This window comes from Stenotrophomonas sp. YJH_SMC_65, assembly GCF_059369475.1.
The window spans coordinates 260736-277860 of record NZ_JCAFSR010000001.1; the positions used below are offsets into that span (position 1 = coordinate 260736).

Annotated in this window: 16 protein-coding genes; 12 read left to right on the plus strand and 4 right to left on the minus strand. The window is 68.0% G+C overall.

The features are described from left to right. Nucleotides 1-52 precede the first annotated feature (52 nt). Nucleotides 53-559 (minus strand): transcription elongation factor GreB, encoded by a 507-nt coding sequence (gene greB / locus AC5P7A_RS01125; protein WP_014647900.1) that lies wholly within the window; start codon nucleotides 557-559, stop codon nucleotides 53-55. Between the two features lie 126 nt (nucleotides 560-685). Next, nucleotides 686-2191 (minus strand): helicase HerA-like domain-containing protein, encoded by a 1506-nt coding sequence (locus AC5P7A_RS01130; protein ID WP_046431840.1) that lies wholly within the window; start codon nucleotides 2189-2191, stop codon nucleotides 686-688. Between the two features lie 122 nt (nucleotides 2192-2313). Between AC5P7A_RS01130 and AC5P7A_RS01135 the strand changes: the two genes are divergently transcribed. Then, a complete protein-coding gene (locus AC5P7A_RS01135) occupies nucleotides 2314-3924 on the plus strand; it encodes a transglycosylase SLT domain-containing protein (protein ID WP_495219820.1) in 1611 nt (536 codons plus the stop codon). A gap of 23 nt (nucleotides 3925-3947) precedes the next feature. Continuing rightward, a complete protein-coding gene (locus AC5P7A_RS01140) occupies nucleotides 3948-4295 on the plus strand; it encodes a ribonuclease E inhibitor RraB (RefSeq protein ID WP_046431838.1) in 348 nt (115 codons plus the stop codon). Between the two features lie 111 nt (nucleotides 4296-4406). Here the strand turns inward: AC5P7A_RS01140 and asd are convergent, their stop codons facing one another. Continuing rightward, nucleotides 4407-5249 (minus strand): archaetidylserine decarboxylase, encoded by an 843-nt coding sequence (gene asd / locus AC5P7A_RS01145; protein WP_169411778.1) that lies wholly within the window; start codon nucleotides 5247-5249, stop codon nucleotides 4407-4409. Further along, entirely contained in the window at nucleotides 5246-5896 is a 651-nt protein-coding gene (locus AC5P7A_RS01150; RefSeq protein WP_014647895.1) for an SCO family protein, read from the minus strand. The genes asd and AC5P7A_RS01150 overlap by 4 nt, the downstream gene beginning before the upstream one ends. Before the next feature lie 123 nt (nucleotides 5897-6019). Here AC5P7A_RS01150 and prmB point away from each other — a divergent pair, with 123 nt between their 5' ends. The 10 genes from prmB to AC5P7A_RS01200 all read left to right on the plus strand — a co-directional run bounded on the left by prmB (nucleotide 6020) and on the right by AC5P7A_RS01200 (nucleotide 17059). After that, nucleotides 6020-6949 (plus strand): 50S ribosomal protein L3 N(5)-glutamine methyltransferase, encoded by a 930-nt coding sequence (prmB, locus tag AC5P7A_RS01155; RefSeq protein ID WP_014647894.1) that lies wholly within the window; start codon nucleotides 6020-6022, stop codon nucleotides 6947-6949. Beyond that, entirely contained in the window at nucleotides 6946-8049 is a 1104-nt protein-coding gene (gene aroC / locus AC5P7A_RS01160; protein ID WP_014647893.1) for a chorismate synthase, read from the plus strand. The genes prmB and aroC overlap by 4 nt, the downstream gene beginning before the upstream one ends. Next, the gene (locus AC5P7A_RS01165) at nucleotides 8042-9079 is read left to right on the plus strand and encodes a 2-hydroxyacid dehydrogenase (RefSeq protein ID WP_197621854.1); all 1038 of its coding nucleotides are present in this window, start codon (nucleotides 8042-8044) and stop codon (nucleotides 9077-9079) included. The genes aroC and AC5P7A_RS01165 overlap by 8 nt, the downstream gene beginning before the upstream one ends. Nucleotides 9080-9169: 90 nt before the next feature. Beyond that, the gene (locus AC5P7A_RS01170) at nucleotides 9170-10198 is read left to right on the plus strand and encodes an aspartate-semialdehyde dehydrogenase (protein ID WP_014647891.1); all 1029 of its coding nucleotides are present in this window, start codon (nucleotides 9170-9172) and stop codon (nucleotides 10196-10198) included. A 145-nt stretch (nucleotides 10199-10343) separates the two neighbouring features. After that, a complete protein-coding gene (locus AC5P7A_RS01175) occupies nucleotides 10344-12356 on the plus strand; it encodes a FimV/HubP family polar landmark protein (RefSeq protein WP_014647890.1) in 2013 nt (670 codons plus the stop codon). A 26-nt stretch (nucleotides 12357-12382) separates the two neighbouring features. Further along, nucleotides 12383-12745, plus strand: coding sequence for a VOC family protein (locus AC5P7A_RS01180; protein WP_495219876.1), 363 nt, complete (start codon nucleotides 12383-12385; stop codon nucleotides 12743-12745). 32 nt (nucleotides 12746-12777) lie between these two features. Further along, a complete protein-coding gene (gene truA / locus AC5P7A_RS01185) occupies nucleotides 12778-13548 on the plus strand; it encodes a tRNA pseudouridine(38-40) synthase TruA (protein WP_014647888.1) in 771 nt (256 codons plus the stop codon). Then, the gene (locus tag AC5P7A_RS01190) at nucleotides 13545-14201 is read left to right on the plus strand and encodes a phosphoribosylanthranilate isomerase (protein ID WP_014647887.1); all 657 of its coding nucleotides are present in this window, start codon (nucleotides 13545-13547) and stop codon (nucleotides 14199-14201) included. The genes truA and AC5P7A_RS01190 overlap by 4 nt, the downstream gene beginning before the upstream one ends. A gap of 168 nt (nucleotides 14202-14369) precedes the next feature. Further along, nucleotides 14370-15044 (plus strand): hypothetical protein, encoded by a 675-nt coding sequence (locus AC5P7A_RS01195; RefSeq protein ID WP_014647886.1) that lies wholly within the window; start codon nucleotides 14370-14372, stop codon nucleotides 15042-15044. After that, nucleotides 15041-17059, plus strand: a complete 2019-nt coding sequence (locus AC5P7A_RS01200; protein ID WP_014647885.1) for a hypothetical protein — start codon at nucleotides 15041-15043, stop codon at nucleotides 17057-17059. The genes AC5P7A_RS01195 and AC5P7A_RS01200 overlap by 4 nt, the downstream gene beginning before the upstream one ends. The last annotated feature ends 66 nt before the right edge of the window (nucleotides 17060-17125 follow it).

The following is a 17125-nucleotide window of genomic DNA, read 5'->3' on the forward strand; positions in this document are numbered from 1 at the left end:
CCGAGCATGGGCTCGGCTCTACAACGGCAGCGAGGTCGGGCATGACTCGACTCTACAACGGCGCGTACTCCACCCCGATCACCGCAAAGGTGAACTGCCCGCCGGGCAGCTCCACCGAGAATTCGTCATCCAGTCGCTTCTTCAGCAGCGCCCGCGCCAACGGCGAATCGATGCTGATCCAGCCCAGCCCGGCATCGGTCTCATCCGGCCCGACAATGCGATAGCGGCTGGTCTCGCCACTGTCCACATTCTCCAGTTCCACCCATGCGCCGAAGAACACCGCCAGCGGGTCGGTCGGCGTGGTGTCGACCACGCGCAGTGATTCCAGCCGCTTGGTCAGGTAGCGCACGCGACGGTCGATCTCGCCCAGCTGCTTCTTGCGATAGGTGTATTCAGCGTTCTCGGAGCGGTCACCTTCCGCGGCGGCCGCGGCCAGTGCCTTCACCACCTCCGGGCGGCGCACGCGCCACAGCTCATCCAGTTCGGCCTTCAGCCGGGCATGCCCGGAGGCGGTGATCAGGGCCGTGCTTTTTTCTGCGGGGGGACGCCAACGCGACATGCAATACGACTTCTTTTCTGGATGACGAACGGGGAGCGGGGTCGGAGCCCTCCCTGGCGGGGGGGATCCGACCCTGGGGTCAGATCCCTTTCCAGCGGAAAGGGCTCTGACCCCGGCCGTGGCAGATCAACGCTTTCCGCCGAAGATGCCACCCAGGATGCCGCGCACGATCTGGTTGCCCAGCTTGGTGCCGACGGTGCGCGTGGTCTGCTTGGCCATCGTCTCGATCATGCCCTGGCGGCGCTTGGTGCCGAAGATCGCATCCTTGATCGCCTGGCCGAAACCGCCTTCCTGCGCTTCGTCCTGCTCGCGGCTGCGCGCGGCCGGCGCCTGCGCCTGTTCGACAGTCTTCTGTGCACGCTGGGCCAGCAGTTCGGCGGCCGATTCGCGGTTGATCGCGGTGTCGTAGCGACTGCCGACCGGGCTGCCGGCACGCACCTGGGCGCGTTCGGCTTCGGTGATCGGCCCCATCCGGCAGCGTGGCGGCGCGATCATGGTCTGCTGCACCGGCATCGGGATGCCCTTGTCCTGCAGCGTGGAGACCAGGGCCTCACCAGTGCCGAGCTGGCTCAGTACCTTGGCCACGTCCAGCTTCGGGTTCGGCACGAAGGTTTCGGCCGCGGTCTTCACCGCCTTCTGGTCGCGCGGGGTGAACGCGCGCAGTGCGTGCTGCACGCGGTTGCCGAGCTGGCCGAGGATGTTGCCTGGCACGTCGTCGGGGAACTGCGAGCAGAAATACACGCCCACGCCCTTGGAGCGGATCAGGCGCACCACCTGCTCGATGCGCTGCACCAGCGATGGCGGCGCATCGTCGAACAGCAGGTGCGCCTCGTCGAAGATGAAGACCAGCTTCGGCTTGTCCAGGTCGCCCACTTCCGGCAGCTGCTCGAACAGCTCCGACAGCAGCCACAGCAGGAAGGTGGAGTACAGCTTGGGCTTGAGTACCAGCTGGTCGGCGGCGAGGATGCCGATCATGCCGCGGCCGTCGTGGTTGACGCGCATGATGTCGGCCAGCTCCAGCGCAGGTTCGCCGAAGAAGTGCTCGCCACCGTCCTGCGCCAGGCGCAGCACCGAACGCTGGATCGCGGCGATCGACTGCGCGCTGACCAGGCCGTACTCGGTGGAGATGTCCTTGCGCTCCTCGGCGACGAGGCCGAGCAGGGCGCGCAGGTCGTCCATGTCCAGCAGCAGCAGGCCGCGGTCGTCGGCCAGCTTGAACACGATGTCGAGCACGCCGGACTGGGTGTCGTTCAACTCGAGGATGCGCGCCAGCAGGGTCGGGCCCATTTCGCTGACGGTGGTGCGCACCGGGTGGCCCAGCTTGCCGTACAGGTCCCAGAAGAGGGTGGGGCTGGCGGCCGGCGCATAGTCGGCCACGCCGATCTCGGCGGCACGCTGGAGCAGGTTCTCGGCGCCGCTGCCGGGCACGGCCAGGCCGGAGACATCGCCCTTCACATCGGCCAGGAACACCGGCACGCCCAGTCGCGAGAAGCCCTCGGCCAGCGTCATCAGGGTCACGGTCTTGCCGGTACCGGTGGCGCCGGCCACCAGGCCGTGGCGGTTGCCGAGTTTCGGCAGCAGGGTGACGGCAATATCGTCGGTAATGCCTTTGCCGAGCAGAATCGGATCCATGGTCCAGCCCTTGTGATGAATAGCCCAATGTTAACCGCCGGCAGTGACGGTCCGAAGGTCGGCTTGCCCGGACCTTGGCGGCGCCGCTACTCTGCCTGCCTGTTTCGCACACAGTGCCATCAATGCCCGTTCCTGTCCTGATTTCCCGCGGTTGGCCGCTGCTGGCCCTGGCCGGCCTGGTTTCCCTGGCGCCCGACGCCCATGCGCAGCGGGTTTCGGCCCGGGACAAGGTGAAGGTGGATGCGCTGCAGCAGCGCATGACCGTCGCCGAAAAGCGCTACAGCGACGCCCTGCTGCTGGTCGCCAATGCCGACCCCAAGGGCAGCAACGAGGCCGACGCCGCGCTGGAGGACATGGAAGATGTCCTCAACGACTGCGTGAAGCAGAAGGGCTGCCAGATGGGCACCCTGCTGGCCAGCTACAAGCGCCTGCTCAAGCACGACGCCGATGCCGCTGCCAGCGATGACGTGGCCGACGAGGGGGGTGACCGCCTGGAAGCCGACCCGGATCACATCGGCCCGCTGACCGCGGATGTGCCCGAGGCCGCGCGCGCTGCCGCGCTGCTGAACGACAAGCGGCACGCCTTCGACAGCATGGTCGAGTACAACCCGGCGGTGCAGGCCGGCATCCGTCGCTGGCTGACCGACATGCGTCCTGCGCTGCTGACCAGCTACGAGAACTACCAGAACCTGCGCGCGGTGATGTGGCCGGAGTGGGAGAAGCGTGGCCTGCCCGAGGCGCTGCTGTTCGGCATCATGGCCAAGGAATCCAACGGCCGCGTGCACGCTTCCTCGCGTGCCGGCGCCGCCGGCCTGATGCAGTTCATGCCGGCCACTGGCCGTCGCTTCGGCCTCGGCCCGGATGGCACCGGCTTCGACACGCGCTTCGATGCGCGCAGCGCCGCCGAGGCCAGCGCCAGCTACCTCAACGAACGCCTGCGCGAACTGAACAACAACGTGGAAATGTCGGTGGCCGCCTACAACGGTGGCGAAGGCCGTGCCGCACGCGTGTTCAAGCAGAGCGCCGGCCAGAGCTTCTGGACCGACAGTGTCTACAACCAGTTCCCGGGCGAGACCAAGGACTATGTGCCGATGGTGATTGCCGCGGCCTGGATCTTCCTGCACCCGCAGCAGTATGGCGTGGAGTTCCCGAAGATCAGCGCGCAGCCGGCCACGCTGCGCCTGGCCAAGTCCACCACCATCTATGAACTGACCATCTGCCTGGGCAGCCACGGCACCCGTGATGGCTACATGCGCGCGCTGCGCAACCTCAACCCGCGCTATGAAGCCGATGGCTGGATTCCGGCCGGCACCCTGATCAACGCCACCACCCGCATCGCCGGGCTGTACCAGCGCAACTGCGTCAGTGGCCCGCGTGCCGACATGGCCCGCACCCTGATCACCGCCGATCTGAACGCGGCGATCAAGCGCCCGACCGCGGCCAGCTACACCGGCAGCGTCGCCGTGGGCGGCGTGGTGCCGGTGGCCGACGCTGCGGCCTCTACCAGTGTGCCGACCACGCCGGTGGCGGCGGTGGCGACGCCTCGCCCGGCGCCGGCCGCGCGCCCGAAGCCGGTGCGCAGCCACAAGGTGGGCAAGGGCGAGACCCTGGGCGCCATCGCGGCGAAGTTCCAGTGCGACGTGCCGACCCTGGCCCGCGCCAACGGCCTGAAGGCCCCGGCCTACAGCCTGCGTCACGGCCAGACGCTGAAGCTGCAGGGCTGCGACAAGTAATTCCCCCGACCCCTGGAACCCGCATGGATCTCGAAGACACCCGCAACCTGTTCGCCAACCTCCGCGAAAACACCGACTGGGACATCAACGGCCCGTTGCTGTGGGGGTACTTCTTCGTGCACTCCACTGCTGAGCCGTTGCAGGCACTGGCAGAGCACCTGCAGGCGCAGGGCTACACCTTCGTGGAACTGTTCGAACAAGATCCGGAAGAGGGTGACGCGCCGTTCCACGTGCTGCATGTGGAGCGCGTGGAGATCCACGACGAAGCCTCGCTGGACCGTCGCAACCAGGAATTCGCAGCGCTGGCCGCGGAGAAGGGCGTGGAAGACTACGACGGCATGGACGTCGGCCCGGCCCCGGCCCTGCAGTAACGCGCGTACCGGTAGTGCCGGCCGCTGGCCGTCATCCCGTTGTGGAAAAGGGGACGGAGGGGATTAAGTCGTTTATGCATAAACGACTTAATCCCCTCCGTCCCCTTTTTATCAGCGCAGCTTCGCCAGGGCCTGGCCCAGCTGTACCGGGCTTTCGGCGCCCAGCTGCGGGGCGAATTCGGCCACGCCCGGCGGCAGCAGCACGATCACGGTCGAGCCATAGTTGAAGCGTGCCATCTCGGCGAAACGCTCCAGCCTGATGCCCTGGCCGCGGTAGTCCTTGCGGGTGATGCGGTCGCCGTAGTGCGGAATCTCCTCGCCGCTCCACACGGTTTCCACGCCGGACACCAGCAGTGCACCGACCATCACGCTGACCATCGGGCCGAAGCTGGTATCGAAATGGCAGACCAGGCGTTCGTTGCGTGCGAACAGGCGCGGTACGCCGTTGACGGCCGCCGGGCCGACACTGAACAGGCGCCCTGGCACGTGCACGGTTTCACGCAGGGTGCCGGTCCAGGGCATGTGCACGCGGTGGTAGTCGCGCGGGGACAGGTACACGGTGGCGTACAGGCCGTCGTTGTACGGCTTGGCATCCTCGGCGCCGCCCAGCAGTTCGGCGGCGGTGAACGACTGGCCCTTGGCCTGGAAAATGCGGCCGGCCTCGATCCTGCCGAGCTGGCTGATGCGGCCGTCGGCCGGCATCACCAGGCTGCGCGGATCGGCATCGGCCACGCGTGCGCCCGGCTTCAGCGCACGGGTGAAGAACTGGTTGAAGGTCGCATAGCTGCGCGGGTCCGGGTTGGCCGCTTCGTCCAGGTTGACGTTGAACTTGCGGGTGACCGTGTCGATCAGCCAGCGCGACACGCGCGGATCGTCCGAGTACGCCAGCGAACGCGCCATCGAGGACAGCAGGCGGTGGGGCAGGGCATACGTCAGGGCGGTGGTGAGGCTCATGGGGCGGTTTTCTCGGTCAGCTTCTGCAGGTCGCGGGCGATCGCCGGCGCGTTGAACGGGGGGCGTACCAGGCCGGCGAGGCGGCCCTGCGGGTCGAGCACGGCCAGGCTGGCCGAATGCTCGACGGTGTAATCCTCGGGGTTCTCGTCGAAATGCTTGCCCGGCACCTTCTGGAACACGAAGCCCAACGAGGTGGCGAAGCGCTCCAGCGAGGGAACGTCAGCGGTGGCGGCCAGGGTGTCCTTGTGGAAGCCGTGCACGTACTCGCCCAGCCGGGTGGCGCTGTCGCGGTCGGGGTCGACCGAGATGAACAGCACGCGTGGGCGCAGGCTGTCGGGCAGGGCTTCCCACTGGTTCTGCGCGCCGGCCAGCGCGGCCAGCGTGGTCGGGCAGACGTCCGGGCAGAAGGTGAAGCCCAGGAACACCAGGGTCCAGTGGCCCTTCAGTTCGCCCGGGATCAGGCGGGTGCCGTCGGACTGGGCCAGGTTGAAGTCGGGCAGTTCGCGCGGCTGTGGGTACAGCGTGATCGCTTCGGTGGCCGGGGCATTGGCCGGCGGCTTCGGCGCGAACACCTGCTGGGCGGCCAGCAGGCCGAGACCCGCCGCCAGGGCGATCAGCAGGATGATGCCGGCGTTGCGATTGAACATGGGGGCTCCCGCGCGAAGTGGGCCCCATCATACCGGCTGTGGCCCGAATCGTTTCCGCCGCAACGGATGCCGCCACGGGCGCCAGCCCCTATAATCGGGGGCCACTTTGCCCGCAGTACCGCCATGACCGCTGAAACGGCCGCCGAACTCCACACGATCATCGATCTGATCCGCTACGGCACCAGCCGTTTCAACGAAGCCGGGCTGACCTTCGGGCACAGCTACGACAACGCGCTGGACGAGGCCACCCAGCTGGTGCTGCACAGCCTGCACCTGCCGCACGACCTCGGCCCGGCCTACGGCCAGGCGCGCCTGCTGCAGGCCGAAAAGCTGCGCGTGCTGGAGCTGTTCCAGCGCCGCATCGATGAACGCATCCCGGCCGCCTACCTGACCGGTGAGGCCTGGTTTGCAGGATTGAGCTTCAAGAGCGACAAGCGCGCCCTGGTACCGCGCTCGCCGATCGCCGAACTGATCGAATGCGGCTTCGAGCCGTGGCTGGCCGGCCGCGACGTGTACCGTGCACTGGACCTGTGCACCGGTTCGGGCTGCATCGCCATCGCCATGGGCCACTACTACCCGAACTGGCAGGTGGACGGCGTCGACCTGAGCGACGATGCACTGTCGCTGGCCGAAGAAAACAAGGAGCGCCTGCAGGCGCACAACGTCACCCTGATCAAGTCGGACCTGTTCAACGGCCTGTCCGGCCGCCACTACGACCTGATCGTCACCAATCCGCCATATGTCACCAACGACGAGACCGATGCCCTGCCGCAGGAATACTCCTACGAGCCGGAGATGGGCCTGCGTGCCGGCGACGACGGCCTGGACCTGGTGCTGAAGATCCTGCGCGATGCCCCGCTGCACCTGAGCGAGGACGGCCTGCTGATCTGTGAAGTGGGCGAATCCGAGCAGCATCTGGTCAAGCTGCTGCCGGAAGTCGATTTCGCCTGGATCGAATTCAAGGTCGGCCAGATGGGTATCTTCGCGGTTGAATGCCGCGAGCTGATCGCCCACAGCGCACGCATCACCGAACTGGCGGCGCAGCGCCCGTGAGCTCCAATTCGTTCGGCAAGCTGTTCACCGTCACCACGTTCGGCGAGTCGCACGGGCCGGCCATCGGCTGCGTGATCGATGGCTGCCCGCCGGGGCTGGCGCTGGACGCGGCCGAATTCGCCCACGACCTGCAGCGCCGCGCCACCGGCAAGAGCCGGCATACTTCGGCGCGGCGCGAGGCCGACGAGGTCGAGATCCTGTCCGGCGTGTACGAGGGCCTGACCACCGGCACCCCGATCGCGCTGCTGATCCGCAACACCGACCAGCGCAGCAAGGATTACGCCAACATCGGCCAGCAGTTCCGGCCGGGCCATGCCGACTACAGCTACTGGCACAAGTACGGCATCCGCGACCCGCGCGGTGGCGGCCGTTCCTCGGCACGCGAGACCACCATGCGCGTGGCCGCTGGCGTGGTCGCCAAGAAGTGGCTGGCCGAGCGCTTCGGCGTCACCGTGCGTGGCTACCTGTCGCAGCTGGGCGACATCACCCCGGCCGGTTTCGACTGGTCGGCGGTGGAAGACAACCCGTTCTTCTGGCCGCACGCTGCACAGGTGCCCGAACTGGAGGCGTACATGGACGCGCTGCGCAAGTCCGGAGATTCGGTCGGCGCGCGCGTGGACGTGGTCGCCGACAATGTGCCGCCGGGCTGGGGTGAGCCGATCTACGGCAAACTCGACGGTGAACTGGCTGCCGCGCTGATGAGCATCAACGCGGTGAAGGGCGTGGAGATCGGCGACGGTTTCGCCAGCGCCGCGCAGAAGGGCACCGAACACCGCGACCTGCTGACCCCGCAGGGCTTCGCCAGCAATCATGCGGGTGGCATCCTCGGTGGCATTTCCACCGGCCAGCCGGTGGTCGCCTCGATCGCGTTGAAGCCGACCTCCAGCCTGCGCCTGCCGGGCCCGTCGCTGGATACGTCCGGCAACGTGGTCGAGGTGGTCACCACCGGCCGCCACGACCCCTGCGTCGGCATCCGCGCCACCCCGATCGCCGAGGCGATGGTAGCGATGGTGCTGATGGACCAGGCGCTGCGCCACCGCGCGCAGTGCGGCGATGTCGGCACGATCACCCCGCGCATTCCCGGGCAGATCGATGGCTGACACGCGGCCGACCGTGTGGGTGAGCCAGCCGCTGATCGACGCGGCCATCGCGCCGCTGCGCGATCGCGTGCAGCTGCGCAGCACCGACACCGTCACCGCTTGGGCGCCGGACCAGATCGCCGGACAACTGGCCAGCGCCGACGGCGCGATCATCACGCTCAACGAGCGCATCGGCGCGGCCCAGGTGGCCGGCGCCGCGCAGCTGCAGGTGATCGCCAATGTCGGGGTGGGCTACAACAACCTGGACGTCGACGCGCTCAGCGCCGCCGGCATCCTGGCCAGCAACACACCGGACGTCCTGACCGAAACCACCGCCGATCTCGGTTTCGCCCTGCTGATGGCCACCGCGCGCCGCATCACCGAGTCCGAGCGCTGGCTGCGCGAAGGGCAGTGGCAGCAGTGGTCGTTCCAGACCATGCTCGGTGCCGATATCCACGGCAGCACGCTGGGCATCCTTGGCATGGGCCGCATCGGCCAGGGCATCGCCCGTCGCGGCGCGCACGGTTTCGGCATGAAGGTGCTGTACCACAACCGGTCGCAGCTGCCGGCGGCGACCGAGGCGGAAGTGGGCGCGACCTATGTGGACCTGGATACGCTGCTGGCACAGTCCGACCACCTGCTGCTGGTGCTGCCGTACACGCCGGCCTCGCATCATCTGATCGATGCCGCCGCACTGGCGAAGATGAAGCCGTCGGCGACGCTGGTGAATATCGCCCGCGGTGGCCTGGTCGATGAGATCGCGCTGGCCGATGCGCTGGCCAACGGTCGCCTGGCTGCGGCGGGTCTGGATGTGTACGAAGGCGAGCCAACGGTACGCCCGGAACTGCTGGCGCTGCGCAACGTCGTGCTCACTCCGCATATCGGCAGCGCCTCGCTGGCCACGCGCACGGCGATGGTACAGCTGGCCGTGGATAATCTGCTTGCCGGGCTCGGCCTGGACGGCGGCCCGTCGCGGATGCCGAGCGCGATCAACGCTGACGCGGCGATGGCCGCGCGCGTGACGCTGGGCAAAAAAACCGGGAAACGATAGGGAACCTCCGCGCGCCCCGCTTGAGGAGGTTCCCCGAACCCAGCTGTCGTGCGTGTTTTTCCCCATTCCCGTTTTCGTGAGAGTTCCCCCATGAGCAATGCACAGCGCAGTTTCCACGTCGCCGTCGTCGGTGCCACCGGCGCCGTCGGCGAGACCATGTTGTCGATCCTGGCCGAGCGTGATTTCCCGGTCGGTACCCTGAGCGTCCTGGCCTCCGAGCGTTCGGCCGGTGGCGAGATCGAGTTCAACGGCCAGAAGGTCACGGTCCAGGACCTGGCCACCTTCGATCCGGCCGGCGTCGAGATCGCGCTGTTCTCGGCCGGTGGCAGCGTGTCCAAGGAATACGCACCGAAGTTCGCCGCCGCAGGTGCGGTGGTGATCGACAACTCCTCGGCCTTCCGTTACGACGATGACGTGCCGCTGGTGGTGTCCGAAGTCAACCCGGAACAGGTCGCCAACCGTCCGCGCGGCATCATCGCCAATCCGAACTGCTCGACCATGCAGATGCTGGTGGCGCTGGCGCCGCTGCACCGCAAGTACGGCATCGAGCGCATCAACGTCTCCACCTACCAGTCGGTGTCCGGCGGTGGTCGTTCGGCCACCGAGGAGCTGGGCAAGCAGACCGGCCAGCTGCTGAGCTTCCAGGAGATCGATCCGCAGCGCTTCCCGGTGCAGATCGCCTTCAACCTGATCCCGCACATCGACGACTTCCAGGACAACGGCTTCACCAAGGAAGAAATGAAGCTGATCTGGGAGACCCGCAAGATCCTCGGCGACGACAGCATCCTGGTGAACCCGACTGCAGTGCGCGTGCCGGTGTTCTACGGCCATTCCGAGTCGGTGGCGATCGAAACCCGCGACAAGGTCACCGTGGCCGAAGCACGTGCGCTGCTGGAGCAGTCGCCGGGCATCGAAGTGGTGGACCGTCACGAGGCCGGTGGCTACCCGACCCCGGTCACCCACGCCTCGGGCACCGACGCGGTGTACGTCGGCCGCATCCGTGAGGACCTGTCGCACCCGCGCGGCCTGAACCTGTGGATCGTATCGGACAACGTGCGCAAGGGCGCCGCCCTGAATGCCGTGCAGCTGGCCGAGCTGGTCGCCGCCGAGCAGCGCTGATCACAGCGGTTGCCTCACCGGTAGTGCCGGCCGCTGGCCGGCATTGCCGTGATGGCACGTGCGTGTCTGCCGGCCAGCGGCCGGCACTACCGAAGGTCTCCATCGGTGGGTGCGGACCGCGGTCCGCACGCTTTATAGTGTCGCCATGAATAAACGGGCCAGGGGCGCAAAGCGCCCCCTCCTCTATCTTTCCACCGCGCTGCTGGCCCTGGCCAGCAGTTCGGCGCTTGCCCTGGGCTTGGGCGACATCCGTGTCCTGTCCAAGCCGGGCCAGCCCCTGCTGGCCGAAATCCCGGTGGTCTCGGCCGATCCGTCCGAGCTGGAGAACCTGCGTGTCGCGTTGGCCTCACCGGTCACCTTCGAGCGCGTCGGCCTGCAGCGGCCGACCGGGCTGGTCGGCGAACTGCAGTTCGAACTGACCCGCAATGCGCAGGGCAGGGCAGTGGTGCGGGTGACCTCGCAGACGCCGGTCGAGACCCCGTCGCTGAGCTTCCTGATTGAGGCGGACTGGGGCCAGGGCCGCCTGGTGCGCGAGTACTCGGCGCTGGTCGATGCACCGTCCAGCGCACTGGCCGTGGCCGAGCCGGAAATCGTTGCACCCGCAGGTACGCTCTCCAACACCATCGCCCGTGAGGCCGCCCCGGCGCCCGCCGCCGCGGAGAGCGTGAGCGCGCCTGCGCCGTCCACCGCCACCACGCCGGCACCCGCACCGGCTCGTCCGCGTGCAGTGGCTGCACCCGCTGCCGCACCGGCAGCCGATGGCAGCGTTACCGTCCAGCGTGGGCAGACCTTGTCGCAGATCGCCAGCGTGGTGGCCCGCGGCAACCAGGTCAGCCGCGACCGCGCAATGATTGCGCTGCTGCGGGCCAACCCGGAGGCCTTCATCCGTGGCAACGTCAACCTGCTCAGGCAGGGCGCCGTGCTGCGCATGCCCGGCAGCGATGCACTGGCGGCGGTCGATGCCGCCGAGGCCGCCGCGCTGGTGCGCGAGCATGCCGCACAGTGGCGTCAGGCGCGCACCGTGCCGCAACCGGCGGGTACTGTCGCCCCGGTCGCCACGGCGGGAACCACGAAGGCTTCTTCCCCGGCTGCGGCCACTGGGGCACGACTTGAAATCGCTCCGGCGCTGGCCTCCGACGCCGCGCACGCGGGCACAACCACCGGCACTGCAGCCGGCAGCGAGGGTGACATGCTGGGCAACGAACAACTGCGCCAGGCACGCGAGGACATCGCGACCCGCGATGCCGAGATCGGCGAGCTGAAGCAGCGGGTGGCCGACCTGGAAAAACTCAAGGAACAGCAGCAGTCGCTGATCGCGATGAAGGACAACGACCTGGCCGCGGCGCAGCAGCGCCTGGCGCAGGCACCGGCTGCCCGCGATGCGGCAACGCCGTGGTACTGGCTGGGTCTGCCGGTGCTGTTGCTGGCGGCCGGCGCGGCCTGGCTGCTGCGTCGTCGCAAGCCGTCGCCACTGCCGCCGCTGCGCGAGGAAGGCGACGCCGCCGGCCTGGCCGCTGCGGTACCGGCCGGCGCGGCGCTGGATACGCTGGCCGAGCAGTCTTCGTGGTCGACGGCGGTGTCCGACAGTGGCCGCCAGGAACCGGCGATGCCTGCCTGGGCGACCGAAGCCGAGGTGCAGGATGACGTGGCTGCCGAAGCGGCCGCCGACGTCGCCGCCCAGACTGACTGGCAGGCGCAGACGCTGCGCGATGACGAAGTGGTGGAGCTGCCCGGGGCCGTGACCGACCTGCCGCGCTGGGACGAGCCGGTGGCCATGCAGGACACCCCCGTGCAGGATGAGCCGCCCGCGCAGGCGGTCCCTGACGAGATCGCAGTACCGGACTACGCGCTGCACGCCGAACAGCAGCCGCAGTTCCGCGGCGTGTTCGACCTGCCGGCCGAGCATCATGACGGCGGGGATTCGAGCGCGGCGCCGCACGACGCGCTGGCCGCGGCCGCGCATGAAGACGGTACTGCCGCGCCGGCCAGCGATGCCGGCTGGGCGCCGCGCGCCGGGCAGGAACGCCTGGAACTGGCCATCGCCTACCTCGACCTGGGCGATGCGCAGACCGCACGGACGTTGCTGCTGGAAGTGGCCGAGGGCGGCGACCTGCACTGCCAGGCCCAGGCTCGCGAACTGCTGGCCCGCCTGCCGTGACCGAACCCGCCGACAAGGACCGTGCCATGAGCCGCGAGCGCCGTATCGACTACGTTGAATTCGCCTCCAGTGACCCGGCCGACAGCCGCGCCTTCTTCGAAAAGGTGTTCGGGTGGTCGTTCGTCGACTATGGCAGCGACTACACCGCCTTCGACGATGGCCGCCTGCAGGGCGGCTTCTTCCGCGGCCAGCCGCAACGGGCCAGTGACAGCGGCGCGCCGCTGCTGGTGCTGTATGCCGACCAGTTGGCGCCCATCGAGGCGGCGGTGCGCAACGCTGGCGGTGAGATCGTACGGCCGGTGTTTTCTTTCCCCGGTGGCAGCCGCTTCCAGTTCGTCGAGCCCGGTGGCAACGAACTGGCGGTCTGGTCCGAACGCGATCCGGCCTGAGCGCCGCCCCTCCCGCAACATCGAGGTAGCACATGCGTTACGCGCTTGGCGTCGAGTACGACGGCAGCGATTTCAGGGGCTGGCAGAACCTGGGCGAGGGTGGTCCCAGCGTGCAGGCCAGCCTTGAGCAGGCCCTGTCGTCGGTGGCCGATGCGCCGCTGCAGGTGGTCTGTGCCGGTCGCACCGATGCCGGCGTGCACGGCCAGTGCCAGGTCGTGCATTTCGACACCGACGTGGTGCGCGATCCGCGCGCCTGGATGCTGGGCACCACCACCCGCCTGCCGCGCTCGATCGCGGTGCGCTGGTGCGTGCCCGTGGCCGATGATTTCCACGCCCGCTTCTCGGCGCGGGCACGCCGTTACCGTTATCGCCTGCTCAACCGCGAAGTGCGGCCGGCGCTGCAGCGGCAGACCCTCAGCTGGGAGCGCCGTGCGCTGGACGCGGGCCTGATGCATGCCGCCGGCCAGGCCCTGCTAGGCGAGAACGACTTCAGCGCGTTCCGCTCGGTGCAGTGCCAGGCGCTGCATGCACGGCGTGAACTGCAGTCACTGCAGGTCAGCCGCCAGGGCGAGGTGATCGAGGTCGCCGTGCAGGGCAATGCATTCCTTCATCACATGGTCCGCAATATCGTCGGATCGCTGATCCTGGTGGGCAGTGGCGAGAAGCCGGTGGAATGGATCGCCGAACTGCTGGCCGGGCGCGATCGCACCGTAGCCGGTCCCACCGCACCGCCGCAGGGCCTGGTGTTCCTTGGGCCCCTGTACCCCGACAACTGGCATCTGCCCGCCGAGGTCACGCTATGAGCCGCTCCTACTACCGCACGCGCATCAAGTTCTGTGGCATGACCCGGGCCGGCGACGTCCGCCTGGCCGGTGAGCTGGGCGTGGACGCGGTGGGTTTCATCTTCGCCCGTGAAAGCAGCCGCCGGGTCGCTCCGGCCGAGGCACGCGCGATGCGCCAGGCGATCGCGCCCATGGTCGACGTGGTGGCGCTGTTCCGCAACAACAGCAAGGAAGAAGTGCGCGAGGTGCTGCGCACGGTACGACCGACCCTGCTGCAGTTCCACGGCGAGGAAGACGAGAGCTTCTGCCGCAGCTTCAACATGCCGTACCTGAAGGCGATCGCCATGGGCGGCCGTGAAGAGATCAACGCCCGCACCCTGCAGCTGCGCTATCCCAGCGCCGCCGGCTTCCTGTTCGACAGCCACGCGCCGGGTGGCGGTGGCGGCACCGGCGTGGCCTTTGACTGGGGCCGGATCCCGACCGGCCTGCATCGCCCGTTCCTGCTGGCCGGCGGCCTGAACCCGGAAAACGTCTACGACGCGGTGCTGGGTACCCTGCCGTGGGGCGTGGATGTCTCCAGTGGCATCGAACTGGAGCCGGGCATCAAGGACGGCTACAAGATGCGCACCTTCGTCGAGGAAGTGCGCCGCGCCGATTGCACGGTTCTCGAGTGATTGGCGTCATTATTTGCCGTGATTTGGACCTGGATTTGAGCCTGCACGCATTCTTCACATAGGATGGTCCCAAGCGCGCCTGCCATGAGGGCTGGCGCGGGGATCGACGGGACGCGCGCGGCGCGCCCCGAACGGGCGGCCGCCGCCCACAGCCCAGGAAGGCAAGCGATGCAGGAGTTTCTCACCGTCGTACTCGGTTACCCGACGCTGCCGTACAGCATTCTGCTGTTGGTGTCGGTGATGTATTGGGCGGTTGCGGCGTTCGGCCTGGTCGATGACGGTTTTGGCAATCTCGGCGCCGATGGCGCGCTCGAGGCGGGGACCGACCTCAGTGGCCTGTCGGCCATGCTGGCGCGCTGGGGCCTGGGTGGCGTCCCGATCATGGTGGTGGTCACCCTGCTGAGCCTGTTCGGCTGGCTCATCACCTATTTCATCCATCTGTTCGTACTGCTGCCGCTGCCGGACCTGCTGCGCTGGGGCCTGGGTACGCTCGTGGCGGTGCTGGCACCGCTGCCAGCGGTACCGCTCATCGCGCTGATCCTGCGCCCGGTCCGGCGCTTCCTGCTGCGCCTGCGGCCGGTGCCGCAGGCATCGCTGCTCGGCCGGGCCGGCGTGGTCGCGTCGCCGAAGGTGGACGCACGCAGCGGTCATGCCACGGTCGATGATGGCGGCGCCGGGCTGGTGCTGCAGATCCGCAGCGACATCGAACTGCAGCGTGGCGAGCGCATCGTGCTGGTTGAGCACATGGCCGAACAACACTATTACCGGGTGGTCCGCGCCGATGCGATCGCCCTCGATTTCCAGGACAACCTGCTTCCGGGCAACAAGGAGACTCATCAATGACGTTGGCATCCCTCTTACCGTTCCTGGCCGTCGCCGGCGGCCTGCTCGTCCTGCTGCTGGGCGTGGCCGGGCTGTTCAAGGCCTTCTACCGCAAGGTCGACCAGGGCGTGGCCCTGATCGTCAACGACATGAGCTCCACGCCCAAGGTGCACTTCACCGGTGCGCTGATCATCCCGGTGCTGTACCGCGCCGAGCTGATGCGGATCAGCCTGATCACCCTGCAGATCGACCGCCGTGGCAAGGAAGGCCTGATCTGCCGCGACAACATGCGTGCCGACATCGCCGTGGCCTTCTACCTGCGGGTGAACGAGACCCAGGCCGACGTGCTGCGCGTGGCCAAGGCCATCGGTGCCGACCGTGCGTCGGACAAGCATGCCGTCGATGAGCTGTTCAACGCCAAGTTCTCCGAAGCGTTGAAGACGGTCGGCAAGAAGTTCGACTTCACCGAACTGTTCGAGAAGCGCCAGGAGTTCCGCGACGAGATCATCGCGGTGATCGGCAACGACCTCAACGGCTATGTGCTGGAAGACGTGGCGATCGATTACCTGGAGCAGACCCCGAAGGCGCTGCTGGACCAGTTCAACATCCTTGACGCGCAGGGTATCCGCAAGATCACCGAGCTGACCGCCGCGCAGAACGTGGTGACCAACGAGCTGGAGCAGAACGAGAAGCTCGCCATCACCAAGAAGAACGTGGAAGCGCGTGAAGCGCTGCTGGCGCTGGAACGCCAGCAGGCCGAAGCCGAAGCACGCCAGAAGCGCGAGATCGAGACCATCCGCGCGCGCGAGGAGGCCGAGACCGCCAAGGTGCAGGAAGAGCAGCGCCAGCTGTCCGAGAACGCCCGCATCGAAGCACAGCAGCTGATCGAGATCCGCGACCAGAACCGCCTGCGCGAAGTGGAAGTGGCCGAGCAGAACCGCCAGCGCGCCGTGGCCATCGAGGCCGAGCGCGTCGAGCGCGCACGCCAGCTTGAGCAGGTCACCACCGACCGCGAAGTGCAGCTGCAGGGCGTGGAGCGCGACAAGGTGGTCGAGCAGGGCAAGATGGACGTGGCCAACATCACCCGCGAACGCATCTCCATCGACAAGACCGTGGCGCAGGAGGAAGAGCGCATCAAGGAAGTGCGCGAGGTCTCCGAGGCCGACCGCCAGAAGCAGGTGCTGATCCTGGAAGCCGAGGCCAAGGCGCAGGAATCGCTGGTGCGCGAGGTAAAGGAAGCGCAGGCACGCGAGACCGCTTCCAAGCACCGCGCAGTGGAACTGACCACGCTGGCCCAGGCCGAACACGAAGCAGCCGGCAAGCAGGCCGAAGCCAAGCGCCTGCTGGCCGACGCGCTGCGCGCCGAGCAGGCCGCACCGGGCCTGGCCGAAGCGCAGGTGCGTGAAGCTTCGGCACTGGCCATCGAGAAGGTCGGCATCGCCGAGGCCCGCGTGATCGAAGCCAAGGCCGAAGCCAGCCTGAAGCAGGGCAGCAACGAAGCCCGCGTGCTGGCCGAGACCCTGCAGGCGCAGGCGCAGGGTGAGGAGAAGATGGGCCTGGCCCGTGCCACCGCCACCGAATCGCTGGGCAACGCCGAAGCCGGCGTGGTGCAGAAGAAGCTGCTGGCCGAGGCCGAAGGCCTGGTGCGCAAGTTCGAAGCGATCGCTTCGCTGAGCGACCAGGCACGTGGCCACGAAGAGTTCCGCATGATGCTGGACAACAGCCTGAAGCAGGCGCTGGCCTCGATCGAAGCCGGCAAGGAAGTCTCGCGCGAGAACGCCAACGTCATCGCCAGCGCGCTGCGCAATGCCGATATCGATCTGGTCGGTGGCGACGGCGGCATGTTCGAGAACCTGGTCAAGGCAGTGTCGCTGGGCAAGTCGATCGAAGGCTTTGCCGGCAAGAGCCCGATCGTGCAGGAGCTGATGCAGCGCTACCTGGGCGTGGCCGTGGCCGAACCGGCGCCGCGCCAGATCGCCGAGGATGCCGAAGCGGTGCCGACCGTGTCGGCCACCGTGGTCGACAGCGCCCGTTGATGCATCGGGCGATGGCTGCTGCGGCCATCGCCCGCCCGCGTCGGCCGCAACCGCGGCCGTCCGCCC

Coding starts and splice junctions, on each gene's coding strand:
- greB (WP_014647900.1), bottom strand. CDS start 559: ATGTCGCGTTGGCGTCCCCCCGCAGAAAAAAGCACGGCCCTGATCACC.
- AC5P7A_RS01130 (WP_046431840.1), bottom strand. CDS start 2,191: ATGGATCCGATTCTGCTCGGCAAAGGCATTACCGACGATATTGCCGTC.
- AC5P7A_RS01135 (WP_495219820.1), top strand. CDS start 2,314: ATGCCCGTTCCTGTCCTGATTTCCCGCGGTTGGCCGCTGCTGGCCCTG.
- AC5P7A_RS01140 (WP_046431838.1), top strand. CDS start 3,948: ATGGATCTCGAAGACACCCGCAACCTGTTCGCCAACCTCCGCGAAAAC.
- asd (WP_169411778.1), bottom strand. CDS start 5,249: ATGAGCCTCACCACCGCCCTGACGTATGCCCTGCCCCACCGCCTGCTG.
- AC5P7A_RS01150 (WP_014647895.1), bottom strand. CDS start 5,896: ATGTTCAATCGCAACGCCGGCATCATCCTGCTGATCGCCCTGGCGGCG.
- prmB (WP_014647894.1), top strand. CDS start 6,020: ATGACCGCTGAAACGGCCGCCGAACTCCACACGATCATCGATCTGATC.
- AC5P7A_RS01165 (WP_197621854.1), top strand. CDS start 8,042: ATGGCTGACACGCGGCCGACCGTGTGGGTGAGCCAGCCGCTGATCGAC.
- AC5P7A_RS01170 (WP_014647891.1), top strand. CDS start 9,170: ATGAGCAATGCACAGCGCAGTTTCCACGTCGCCGTCGTCGGTGCCACC.
- AC5P7A_RS01175 (WP_014647890.1), top strand. CDS start 10,344: ATGAATAAACGGGCCAGGGGCGCAAAGCGCCCCCTCCTCTATCTTTCC.
- AC5P7A_RS01180 (WP_495219876.1), top strand. CDS start 12,383: ATGAGCCGCGAGCGCCGTATCGACTACGTTGAATTCGCCTCCAGTGAC.
- truA (WP_014647888.1), top strand. CDS start 12,778: ATGCGTTACGCGCTTGGCGTCGAGTACGACGGCAGCGATTTCAGGGGC.
- AC5P7A_RS01190 (WP_014647887.1), top strand. CDS start 13,545: ATGAGCCGCTCCTACTACCGCACGCGCATCAAGTTCTGTGGCATGACC.
- AC5P7A_RS01195 (WP_014647886.1), top strand. CDS start 14,370: ATGCAGGAGTTTCTCACCGTCGTACTCGGTTACCCGACGCTGCCGTAC.
- AC5P7A_RS01200 (WP_014647885.1), top strand. CDS start 15,041: ATGACGTTGGCATCCCTCTTACCGTTCCTGGCCGTCGCCGGCGGCCTG.